This window comes from Pseudomonas sp. PDM30 (assembly GCF_019218985.1).
In the GTDB taxonomy this organism is placed as follows: domain Bacteria; phylum Pseudomonadota; class Gammaproteobacteria; order Pseudomonadales; family Pseudomonadaceae; genus Aquipseudomonas; species Aquipseudomonas jessenii.
On sequence record NZ_JAHUWM010000005.1, the window covers coordinates 317,461 to 329,199 of the forward strand.

Below are 11,739 nucleotides of genomic sequence, written 5' to 3' on the forward strand. Positions count from 1 at the left end.
CTTCAGGCCGCCACGCTGGCGGTGAACAGGTAACCGGCGCCGTGAATGGTGATGATCAACTGGGGTTCGGCCGGATCGTCATGCAACTTGCGGCGCAGGCGCCCGACCAGCACGTCGATGGAGCGGTCGTTGGGCACCCATTCGCGGTTGCGGATCTGGTCCATCAATTGATCGCGGCTGAGGGTGTGGCCGCTGTTGCGCAGGAACACGCTGAGCAACTGGTATTCGCCGTGGGTCAGCAGGGTTTCGCTGCCGGACGGATCGATCAGGCGACGGCGGTCGGTGTCCAGCGCCCAGTCGGCAAACTGCTTGACCGGTTTTGCCGCCGCGATGGCGGGCGCTGGCGTTTGCGCATGACGTACCCGGCGAATCAGGTTTTTCGCCCGGGACACCAGCTCCCTTGGATTGAGGGGTTTGATCACGTAGTCATCGGCGCCGCATTCGAGGCCGACGATGCGGTCGATTTCATCGTTGCGCCCGGTGATCAGGATGATCCCGACCTCCGAACGTACCCGCAACTCGCGGGTCAGGGTCAGGCCGTCCTTGCCCGGCAGGCGGATGTCGAGCATCACCAGGTCGACGGTCTGGCTAGCGAGGAAGGTTTCCGCCAGTTCCGCCGTGGCGGCGCAATGGACGTCGTAACCTTCCTGGGACAGGTAGGCGTGTAGCAGATCGCGAATCAGCGGATCGTCATCGACGATCAATACCCGAGGAGTCATCGCTTGGTGTCCGGCATAGGCCCGAAGGCCAGTTTCTTATTAGAGTGTTTTCCTGCGTCGGCGCCAGAGAGTATCGATTGCTGAACGACTGATCAACAGTCGCTCGTCTGCACGCAGAAGCGCTGTCGTCCGCCGGCCTGCAAACCATCGACCCAGGCCTCGCAAATCTGGATTCCCTGCTCCGGGGTGAAGGTGCCGGGGTTCAGCCCGGACTCCAGCCACAAGCCGTCGAGCAAGGCGCTGAGGCTGATGGCGGCGAGGTCGGCGTCGAAGTTTTCCCAGCCCTCCTCCTGGGCCAGTTCCGCCAGAACCTTGCGCAGGATGCCGCGATACTCGCCATAGGAATGATCGTGGGCCTGGTTGATGGCCTCGGCGGTTTTCACTGCGCCCCAGAACGCCAGCCACGCATCGATCAGCTGAGGATCGAGCAGCTCGGCGGAAAACGATCCGCGGAAAAACGCCGACAAGCGTTCCCGGGCATTCGGCGCGGCTTGCTCCATGGCGTCACGCAGCAAGGTCATGACCCGCCCGGTGATCGCCATGTAAGCCTCGGCCACCAGTTCATCCTTGCCGGAATAATGATGGCTGATCAGCCCCACCGAGACTCCGGCCTCGGCGGAAATCTTGCGGATCGACGCGCCCTGGAAGCCATGACGCTTGAGGCACACCAGCGTCGCCTCGATCAGGTTGGCTTTGCGCAACTCCGGTTCCATGCGGGAAAAACGGGCTTCCTGATTCATGGGCGACACGCTCCTTGGTTCAATCGTTTAGGCCCGCGCGGGGTAGCGGCGGGCTGAACGAATGTACAGCAAGAGCGGGCAGTTTCTCTAGTCGGGTGTAAGCCCGGGGGACCGTGGCGCGCCCGTCGCGAGCAAGCTCGCTCCCACAGTGGTCTGGGTTGTTCGCAGATCTTGCATCCACCCACTCACCCTGTGGGAGCGAGCTTGCTCGCGATGGCGTCAGTCCATACAACACTGGATCTGGATCAGTCGCGGTAACCCGGCGCCACTCGATCCAGCATTCTCAACAACGCAGCCCAGGCCAGTTGCATGGCATCCGGATCAGCCAGCTGACCCTCCTCCAACGGCCGCCCCGGATCATTGAACTGCCGCTCGGTATGCGCGCAGACCTCGTCAGACGGCAGTACGACTTCACCGGCGGCCTGGGCGGCCAACTGGATTTCACAGGCCCTTTCCAGGTAATACATGCGCAGGAATGCCTGGCTCACGGTTTCGCCAACAGTCAGCAAACCATGGTTGCGCAGCATCAGTACCGATTTGTCGCCCAGGTCCGCGACCAGCCTTTTTTGCTCGCTCAAATCCAGCGCCACGCCTTCATAGTCGTGGTAGGCGACCCGGCCATAGAACTCCATGGAAATCTGGTTCACTGGCAACAGCCCGCACTTCAACGCCGCCACCGCGCAACCGGATTTGGTGTGGGTGTGCAGCACGCATTGCGCATCTTCGCGGGCGCCATGAATAGCACTGTGGATCACGAAGCCAGCCGGATTCACCGGGTACGGCGACGGTTCCACGGCGTGGCCATCAAGGTCGATCTTCACCAGGTTGGACGCGGTGATCTCATCGAACATCAGCCCGTAAGGGTTGATCAGAAAGTGATGCTCCGGCCCCGGAATGCGCACCGAGATGTGGGTGAAGATCAAATCGGTCATGCGAAAGTGCGCAATCAAGCGGTAACAGGCCGCCAGTTCCTCACGCAGGCGCTGCTCGGTGGCGCTGCGTTCGGGTGCCAGGTGGGTGGCGATGTTGTTCATTCTTGTGGTTCTCCAGGCTGATCGGCTGGGGCAGACAGTAAGGCTGGACGCTTGGACACGTCCAGCCGTCCGTGTTTATTTACTGGCCCAGGCGTTGAAGCGCTCTTCGAGTTCTTCGCCATGGTCGACCCAGAAACCGACGTTCATCGACAGTGCGCCCTTGAGGTTCTGCGGCGCGGTGGGCACCCATTGCGCCAGTTTGTCGTCCAGCCGTGCGGCGGCCTGGGTGTTGGTCGGGCCGTAGGGGATCTGTTGCACGTAGTTGACCTGGGCGTCCGGTTGATTGGCGAAGGCAATGAATCGCTTGGCCTGATCCACATGTTTGGACCCTTTGATGATCGCCCAGTAATCCATGCCGTACAGGCTGCCGGGCCAGACCAGACCGAGGTGGCTGCCTTTCTGCGCGGCGTCGGCGATGCGCCCGCTGTAGGTCGAGGTCATTACCACATCGCCGGCGGTCAGCCATTGCGGCGGTTGCGCGCCCGCCTCCCACCACTGGATGTAAGGCTTGAGTTCAGTGAGTTTGGCGAATGCCCGGTCCACGCCCTGCGGGGTGCTGAGTACCTTGTAGACGTCTTCGGTCTTGACCCCGTCCGCCAGCAAGGCGAATTCCAGGTTGTACACCGCACGTTTACGCAGCCCACGCTTGCCGGGGGTTTTCTTCACGTCCCAAAAGTCTGCCCATGAGGTTGGGGCCTGGGCCAGTTTGTCGGTGTCGTAGGCAATGGCCACGCTCCACACCAGCGCAGCGGAGCCGCATTCCTGTGCCGCTTCGGGGATCAACTGGTCGGCATGGCCCAGACGGGTCCAGTCCAGGCGCTCGTACATGCCTTCCTCGCAACCGCGCATCAGGTCCGGGCCTTCGATCTGCACTACGTCCCAGTCGACGTTGCCGGTATCGACCATCACTTTGATTTTGGCCATTTCGCCGTTGTATTCGCTCTGGATCACTTTGCTTTGATCCACGGCGGCGAAGGGTTGAAAGAACGCCACGTCCTGGGCTTTTTGTCCGGCTCCGCCGTATCCGACCACCACCATGTCCGATGCTGCCTGAGCGCTGCCCAGGCCCATGGCCACGGACAACACCAAGGGATAAAAACCGTGCTTGAGCTTGTGCGATTTCATCAGTGGTTCCTCTTGCAGGTGCCACGGGACCCAAGGCCCGCGCAGCCCTTTTTTATTGTTGTGAGGTTTGGCCCTGGAGCGGGCTCGAGACGAAACTACTGCAAGGCATAGTAAAAAAACAAGTTGATTTTTTACTGAAGGTAAATTTCTATAGATAAAAATAACAACACCGAAAACCTTATGCCTCTGTAGGAGCGAGCTTGCTCGCGATGGACGTTAACGATAACGCGTGTTGTCTGGATGAACGCGTCGCCCTCAGGTCCATCGCGAGCAAGCTCGCTCCTACAGAGGTAGCCTGCCAGGAGTACCCGCCACATGACGACCTCTGCACCCGCCTTCGCGCACCTGTTCGAACCCCTGGAGATCCGTGGCAAGCGCCTGAAGAACCGCATCATGTCCAGCGGACACGACACCTCGATGCCCACCGACAACCTGGTCAATGAGCAATTGATCGCCTATCACCGGGCGCGGGCCGAAGGCGGAGCCGGGCTGATCGTGCTGCAAGTGGCCGGGGTGCATGACAGTGCGCGCTACACCTCCCACGTGCTGATGGCCACCGACGATGCGTGCATCGAGGGCTACCGCAAACTGGCGCAAACCTGCCATGCCCACGGCACCCTGGTGTTGTCCCAGGTGTTCCATCCGGGGCGGGAGATCATGGAGTCCAGCGATGGCCTGCTGGCGGTGGCCTACTCCGCATCGTCAGTGCCCAACGAACGTTTCCGGGTGATGCCCCGCGCGCTGGACCAGGCAATGATCGACGAGATCGTCGCCGGTTATGCCGCTGCCGCCCGCCGCCTGCATCAGGCAGGCATTGATGGCGTCGAGGTCGTGGCCAGCCACGGTTACCTGCCGGCACAGTTCATCAATCCGCGGGTCAACCGGCGTACCGATGGCTACAACGGTGAGCTGGACCAGCGTTTGCGCTTTCTGCGCGAGGTCATCGCCGCCGTGCGCGCGGCGACCGACGAGCAGTTCATCATCGGCCTGCGCATTTCCGCCGACGAGCGCGACCCGGAAGGCCTGACCGAGGACGAATCCCTGGCCGCCGTGCAGTCACTGCAAGCGCAGCTCGATTACGTGCATATCGTCGCCGGCACCTCGGCTTCCCTTGGCGGCGCGGTGCATATCGTGCCGCCCATGGCGATCGAAGCCGCGTACCTGGCCAGGGAAGCCGGAACGTTCAAGGCCAGCTTGAACATTCCGTTGTTCGTCACCGGGCGCATCAACCAGCCCCAGGAAGCCGAGCTGATCCTGGCTCGTGGTCAGGCCGATGTGTGCGGCATGACCCGGGCACTGATCTGCGATCCGCAAATGCCCAACAAGACCGACACCGGCCGCGTCGAAGACGTGCGGGCGTGCATTGCCTGCAATCAGGCGTGCATCGGCCACTTCCACAAGGGCTTGCCGATTTCCTGTATCCAGCACCCGGAAACCGGACGCGAACTGATCTTCGGCGAACGGCGACAAGCGCCACAGCGCAAACGCATCATGATCGCCGGCGGTGGCCCGGCCGGGATGAAAGCCGCCACCGTCGCGGCCCAGCGCGGCCATGAGGTGACGTTGTACGAAGCCAATTCGCAACTGGGCGGTCAGGTGTTGCTCGCGCAATTGCTGCCACGGCGCAGCGAATTCGGCGGTGCCAGCACCAACCTGCAGCGGGAAATGGAACTGGCCGGCGTGCGCGTAGTGCGCAATACCCGAGTCGACCGGGCACTGGTGGAGCAGGAAAAACCGGACATGGTGATCGTCGCTACCGGTGCCGAGCCCTACTGGCCACCCTTCGAGCGCGGTGGTGAGTTGCAGGTGGTGGACGCCTGGCAGGTATTGCGCGATGAAGTACGGATCGGTCGTTCGGTGGTGGTGGTCGACTGGCGCTGCGACTGGATCGGCCCCGGCATCGCCGAACGCCTGGTTCGCGCCGGGCACCAGGTACAACTGGCGGTCAACGGCACCCATTGCGGGGAAAACCTGCCGCTGTACGTGCGCGATCAACTGGCCGGCGAGCTGCATAAACTGGGCGTGCCGATCACGCCATATGCGCGGTTGTATGGCTGCGATGACAACACGGTTTACCTGCAACACACCGCCAGTGGCGAACCGATGCTGATGGAGAACATCGACACGCTGGTGCTGTGCCAGGGGCATCAGCCGGTCGATACCCTAGGCGCGGAGTTGCAAGGGCTGGTGGAGTTTCGCCGGATCGGTGACTGCCTGGCGCCGCGCACCGCCGAAGAAGCAATTTATGAAGGCCTTAAAGTCGCGTGGGAGCTTTAAGGCTGTTTATACTCCGGGGCTTAGACGGCTAACACCAACCCTGTAGGAGCGAGCTCTGCTCGCGATGAACCCGAGAACACCGCTGGGTGTCAGGCTTCCAGCGTTATCGTTGGCGACCATCGCGAGCAAGCTCGCTCCTACAAGGGATTTGCGCCACTCCTCCCGGTTCGGATTTGACCATGAGCAACAGCAGCACCACACAGCCCGCACCCGGCAGCGCCGAACCGCACTTTCTCGGCACGCGCATTCGCGGCCTGCGCAAGCGTCGGGGCATGACCCTGACGGAACTGGCGCAACAGAGCGAGCTCACCGCCGGCTACATCAGCCAGCTGGAACGCAACCTCGCCTACCCGTCGATTCCGGCGCTGTTCAACATTGCCCGCAGCCTCGGCGTCACCATCCAGTGGTTCTTCGCCAGTGAAGCGGTCACCGCGCCCGAAGACGATGGCATCGTGGTGCGCAAGAACAGCCGCCTGAACGTGCATTACGAAGACGGCATCGTCGACCAGTTGCTGACACCGCAAGCCAACCGCCAACTGGAAATGCTCCACTCGCGTTTCCCGCCCGGCACCTACAGCCAGCAAAGCTACAGCCACGACGGTGAAGAAGCCGGCTACTTGCTCTCGGGGAGTTTCGAGTTGTGGGTGGGCGAGCGCCATTTCCAGCTCAATGAAGGCGACAGCTTCAGCTTTTCCAGCCAGGAACCGCACCGCTATGGCAACCCTGGCGATGTCGATGCGGTGGTGATCTGGGTGATTACACCGCCGACGTTCTAACGTCGGCCGCGACCAGGGGACGGCGTGACACTCGCACGCTTGAGGGTGTCGCTCGGCAATTCCTTGAACAGCGCACGATAGCTGCTGGAAAACCGCCCCAGATGCCAGAACGACCAACGCATCGCCACTTCAGCCACGGTGGTTTGCGTCGGCGTGCGACTCAGCAATTCGCGGTGGGCGCTGTTGAGTCGGCGCAGGCGCAGCCACTGGGTCGGCGACATGCCGGTGTAGGTCTTGAACGCATGCTGCAACTGACGCAGTGAAAACCCCGCGATTTGGGACAACTGCAGCAGATTGAGATGTTCTTCCGGGGTGTCCGCGGCCCATTCCCCTACCCGTTTCATGATCGAGCGCTCCCCGGCCCGACGCTGCAAGGCGCCCTGGTCGAGGCCGACACACGCGTTGTCGAGGATGAACAGGCAATCTTCCAGCAGTTGCTGGGTCAGCGCTTCGCGGCTCGGTGGATCGAAGGTCTGCGACAGCCGCGTCAAGGTTCCGCTGAGCCAACGGCAAAACAGCGCGTTCTGCTGGGCGTTGAGCGGTGCCATGAACAACCCTTCAAGCCTGGCGATGTCCAGGCTGTGGCGCTTTACAAACTCCGGCCCGAACACCACGGCGATTTCCTGGTAGTTCTCCGGGGTGATCCAGATGTTGCGGCTTTCGCCATTCAACACGTACAGCGCGTTGTCACCGCGATCGAAACAGAACGATAACGAACCCTGGGGCGCGCTGAAATTCTGCTCGACCCGGGTGTTCATCGACTCTTCGTAAATCTCCACGCCCTGCAGATCCAGATAACGCACCCGACCCGCGAAGTGCCCCGGCGACATCTGCTGGTATTGCTGCACCCAGCCCGGCGTGGCGCGGATTTGCTCGGCGACATCGGCGGTGTTGAACGCTTGGACCTGGAGGGAACTGGAACCTGTCATGGGGCGACCTTACGCACTCTTTTGGTGCGTTTTGTGCTGCTTAAAGTGGATAGATGGAACCGCAAGGCTCGCACAAGATAGTCGTCAACGCGCTACAGGGGAAGTGTCCGGCGGATGAAACCGGTCTCTCCTGGCGTTAATAAAACCAATAACGAGGTCTTTATGAATGTCCCTTTCGATCAGCTGTTCACTTGGCTGAAAGATCACAAGATTACCGAAGTCGAGTGCGTCGTCAGCGATCTGACCGGCATTGCACGCGGCAAAATTGCACCGACCAACAAGTTCCTGCATGAGCGAGGCATGCGCTTGCCGGAAAGTGTCCTTCTGCAAACGGTAACCGGGGACTTTGTCGACGACGACATCTACTACGACCTGCTCGACCCGGCCGATATCGACATGGTCTGCAAGCCGGACGCCGACGCCGTCTACGTGGTGCCATGGGCCATCGAGCCGACCGCCATCGTGATCCACGACACCTTCGACAAGTTCGGCAACCCGATCGAACTGTCGCCGCGCAATGTGCTGAAGAAAGTCCTGCAGTTGTACACCGATAAAGGCTGGCGGCCGATTGTCGCGCCGGAAATGGAGTTCTACCTGACCCAGCGCTGCGAAGACCCGGACCTGCCGCTCAAGGCGCCGATGGGCCGTTCGGGCCGCGCCGAAAGCGGTCGTCAGTCGTTCTCCATCGACGCGGCCAACGAATTCGACCCGCTGTTCGAAGACGTCTACGACTGGTGCGAACTGCAAGGTCTGGACCTCGACACGCTGATCCACGAAGACGGCCCGGCGCAGATGGAAATCAACTTCCGTCATGGCAACGCCCTGGACCTGGCCGACCAGATCACCGTGTTCAAGCGCACCATGCGTGAAGCGGCGCTCAAGCACAACGTGGCGGCAACCTTCATGGCCAAGCCGGTCGGCGACGAGCCTGGCAGCGCCATGCACCTTCATCAGAGCGTGGTGGACATTGCCACCGGCCAACCGATCTTCGCCGATGCCGATGGCAACATGAGCGAACTGTTCCTGCATCACATCGGCGGTCTGCAGAAGTACATCCCGAAAGTGCTGCCGATGTTCGCGCCGAACGTCAACTCGTTCCGCCGCTTCCTGCCGGACACCTCGGCACCGGTGAACGTCGAGTGGGGCGAAGAAAACCGCACCGTCGGCCTGCGCGTGCCGACCTCCAGCCCGGACGCCATGCGTGTCGAGAACCGTCTGCCGGGCGCTGACGCCAACCCGTACCTGGCCATCGCCGCCAGCCTGCTGTGTGGTTACCTGGGCATGGTCGAACGCATCGAGCCAAGCGCTGCGGTACAGGGCCGCGCCTATGAGCGTCGCAACCTGCGCCTGCCGATCACCATCGAAGACGCCCTGACCCAGATGGAAGAATGCGACACCATCAGCCGCTACCTGGGCAGCAAGTTCGTGCGGGGCTATGTCGCGGTCAAACGCGCCGAGCACGAGAACTTCAAACGGGTGATCAGCTCCTGGGAGCGTGAGTTCCTGATGCTCAGCGTCTAAAAAACCCGCTCTCGCATGGGATCACACATCCCTTGTGGGAGCGAGCTTGCTCGCGATGAGGCCAGTGAATCCAATATCTTCGTTGACTGACAGGCCGCCATCGCGAGCAAGCTCGCTCCCACAGGTAGGTGATCACCTGAAGAATCCAATAATTCCAAGAAGGTATCGATATGCGCTTATTGAAATCCATGGTCCCGGTCGCGCTGGCAGCACTGTTCAGCGCCGTTGCCCAGGCCCAGCCACAGGTCAGCGTCTACAACTGGACCGACTACATCGGCGAAACCACCCTCGCCGACTTCCAGGCCAAGACCGGGATCAAGGTGATCTACGACGTATTCGATTCCAACGAAACCCTTGAAGGCAAACTGCTTGCCGGTCGTACCGGGTATGACGTGGTGGTGCCGTCCAACCACTTCCTGGCCCGCCAGGTGAAGGCCGGCGCGTTCCTCAAGCTCGATCGCGAGCAACTGCCGAATTTCAAGAACCTCGACCCGAAATTGCTGGCGCTGCTGGAGAAAAACGATCCGGGCAACGCGCACTCGGTGCCGTACCTGTGGGGCACCAACGGCATCGGCTATAACGTCGACAAGGTCAAGGCTGTGCTGGGCATCGACAAGATCGACTCCTGGGCCGTGCTGTTCGAACCGGAGAACATCAAGAAGCTCAGCGCCTGCGGCGTGTCGATGATGGACTCGGCGGACGAAGTGTTCCCGGCGATGCTCAACTACATGGGCATGGACCCGCGCAGCGAAAACCCCGAGGACTTCAAGAAGGCCGAAGCCAAGCTGCTGAGCATTCGCCCGTACATCACCTACTTCCATTCCTCCAAGTACGTCTCGGACCTGGCCAACGGCGATATCTGCGTAGCGTTCGGATACTCGGGTGATGTGTTCCAGGCCGCCAACCGCGCCAAGGAAGCCGGCAACGGCGTGAACATCGCCTACGCCATTCCCAAGGAAGGCGCCAACCTGTGGTTCGACCTGCTGGCCATCCCCGCCGACGCCAGCAACCCGAAGGAAGCTCATGCCTTCATCAACTACCTGCTGGACCCGCAAGTGATCGCCAAGGTCAGTGAGTCGGTCGGCTACGCCAACCCGAACCCGGCCGCCAAGCAGTACATGGACCCTGAGCTGGTCAGCAACCCCGAGGTTTATCCGTCCCAGGAAGTCCTCGACAAACTCTACATCTCCACCACGCCGCCGCAGTCGATCATGCGCCTGATGACCCGTTCGTGGAGCAAAGTGAAGTCCAACAAATGAATCAGTACACCAAGGAACACACCCACTCCTATTACGCAGCGTCCGCCAAGGGCATGAGGCAGCGCCCCGCGCTGGCCTCGGACCTGGTGGCCGATGTCTGCGTGGTCGGCGCGGGTTTCACCGGCATCAACACCGCCATCGAGCTGGCCCAGCGTGGGCTCTCGGTGGTCCTGCTGGAGGCCCGACGGATCGGCTGGGGCGCCAGCGGGCGCAACGGCGGCCAGTTGATTCGTGGTATCGGCCATGACGTCAGCGGTTTCGCCAAGCACATCGGCGCCGATGGCGTGCAATACCTGGAACACGCCGGGAACGAGTCGGTGCAAGTCGTGGCCAATCGCATCCGCGAGCACGGCATCGATTGCGACCTGAGCTGGGGCTTCTGCGAACTGGCCAATACCCCGGCCCAGTTCAAGGCGCTCAAGGCCGAGCAGGTGCAACTGATTGAATCCGGCTACGCCTTTGAAACCCGACTGGTGGCGCCAGAACAAATCCGTGAACAGGTGGTGAACTCCGGTGTGTACGCCGGCGGCCTGGTGGACATGGGATCGGGGCATTTGCATCCGCTGAACCTGGTCCTTGGCGAAGCGCAAGTCGCCGAGTCCCTTGGGGTGCGGATTTTCGAGCAGAGCCCGGTGCTGGAGTTAATCCATGGCAGCACGGTGCAAGTGCGCTGCGCCGGTGGCACTGTGAGTGCAGGCACGTTGGTGCTTGCTTGCAATGCCCATCTGGAAGAGCTCGAACCGAAGCTCAGCGGCAAAGTACTCCCGGCAGGCAGCTACATCATCGCCACCGAACCCTTGTCGCAAGATGCCGCTGCAAAACTGATCCCGCACAATGTTGCGCTGTGCGACCAGAAGGTCGGCCTGGATTACTACCGGCTCTCGGCTGACCGGCGCTTGTTGTTCGGTGGTGCCTGCCATTACTCCGGGCGCGATCCTTCGGACATCAGCGCCTACATGCGCCCGCAGATGCTCAAGGTGTTCCCGCAACTGGCCGATGTGCGCATCGACTATCAGTGGGGCGGCAAGATCGGCATCTCGGCCAACCGCTTCCCCCAGGTCGGGCGCCTGAGCCAGCACCCGAACGTGTTCTACGCCCAGGGCTACTCAGGCCATGGCCTGAACGTGACCCACTGGTGCGCGAAGTTGTTGGGCGAAGCGATCCATGCCGGCCACAGCAAAGGCTTCGACGTGTTCAGCGCCGTGCCGCACATGACCTTCCCCGGCGGACGCGCACTGCGTTCACCCTTGCTGGCCCTTGGCATGTTCTGGTATCGGATGCGGGAAATGCTGGGCTGACGTAGTCCTGCCGGGCGCCTGCTAACCACTGTGGGAGCGAGCTTGCTCGCGATAGCGACCT

General features: G+C 61.6%; 10 protein-coding genes. 5 read left to right on the forward strand and 5 right to left on the reverse strand.

What is annotated here, in order from left to right; genetic code table 11:
- Positions 1-2 precede the first annotated feature (2 nt).
- The 4 genes from KW840_RS14890 to KW840_RS14905 all read right to left on the reverse strand — a co-directional run bounded on the left by KW840_RS14890 (position 3) and on the right by KW840_RS14905 (position 3,618).
- The gene (locus KW840_RS14890; RefSeq protein ID WP_057714926.1) at positions 3-719 is read right to left on the reverse strand and encodes a response regulator; all 717 of its coding nucleotides are present in this window, start codon (positions 717-719) and stop codon (positions 3-5) included.
- 92 nt (positions 720-811) lie between these two features.
- Positions 812-1,459, reverse strand: a complete 648-nt coding sequence (locus tag KW840_RS14895) for a TetR family transcriptional regulator C-terminal domain-containing protein (RefSeq protein WP_007981565.1) — start codon at positions 1,457-1,459, stop codon at positions 812-814.
- 245 nt (positions 1,460-1,704) lie between these two features.
- Positions 1,705-2,493, reverse strand: coding sequence for a class II aldolase/adducin family protein (locus tag KW840_RS14900; protein ID WP_218495943.1), 789 nt, complete (start codon positions 2,491-2,493; stop codon positions 1,705-1,707).
- A 75-nt stretch (positions 2,494-2,568) separates the two neighbouring features.
- Entirely contained in the window at positions 2,569-3,618 is a 1,050-nt protein-coding gene (locus tag KW840_RS14905; RefSeq protein ID WP_218495945.1) for an ABC transporter substrate-binding protein, read from the reverse strand.
- A gap of 315 nt (positions 3,619-3,933) precedes the next feature.
- Here KW840_RS14905 and KW840_RS14910 point away from each other — a divergent pair, with 315 nt between their 5' ends.
- A complete protein-coding gene (locus KW840_RS14910) occupies positions 3,934-5,895 on the forward strand; it encodes an FAD-dependent oxidoreductase (RefSeq protein WP_218495948.1) in 1,962 nt (653 codons plus the stop codon).
- Positions 5,896-6,074: 179 nt separating this feature from the next.
- Entirely contained in the window at positions 6,075-6,671 is a 597-nt protein-coding gene (locus tag KW840_RS14915) for a cupin domain-containing protein (RefSeq protein WP_057714930.1), read from the forward strand.
- On the opposite strand, the gene KW840_RS14920 is transcribed toward KW840_RS14915, so the two are convergent.
- A complete protein-coding gene (locus tag KW840_RS14920; RefSeq protein ID WP_218495951.1) occupies positions 6,668-7,600 on the reverse strand; it encodes a helix-turn-helix domain-containing protein in 933 nt (310 codons plus the stop codon). The two genes, KW840_RS14915 and KW840_RS14920, sit on opposite strands and share 4 nt — an antisense overlap.
- Positions 7,601-7,762: 162 nt before the next feature.
- On the opposite strand from KW840_RS14920, the gene KW840_RS14925 reads away from it, so the two are divergent.
- The 3 genes from KW840_RS14925 (at position 7,763) to KW840_RS14935 (ending at position 11,678) form a co-directional block, all read left to right on the forward strand.
- Positions 7,763-9,121 carry a glutamine synthetase family protein gene (locus KW840_RS14925; protein WP_090455086.1) on the forward strand — a complete coding sequence of 453 codons (1,359 nt, stop codon included), beginning with the start codon at positions 7,763-7,765 and terminating at the stop codon, positions 9,119-9,121.
- 170 nt (positions 9,122-9,291) lie between these two features.
- A complete protein-coding gene (locus KW840_RS14930; RefSeq protein ID WP_218495953.1) occupies positions 9,292-10,380 on the forward strand; it encodes a polyamine ABC transporter substrate-binding protein in 1,089 nt (362 codons plus the stop codon).
- Positions 10,377-11,678 carry an FAD-binding oxidoreductase gene (locus KW840_RS14935; protein WP_218495955.1) on the forward strand — a complete coding sequence of 434 codons (1,302 nt, stop codon included), beginning with the start codon at positions 10,377-10,379 and terminating at the stop codon, positions 11,676-11,678. Before KW840_RS14930 ends, KW840_RS14935 begins: the two co-directional genes overlap by 4 nt.
- Positions 11,679-11,739: the final 61 nt, after the last annotated feature.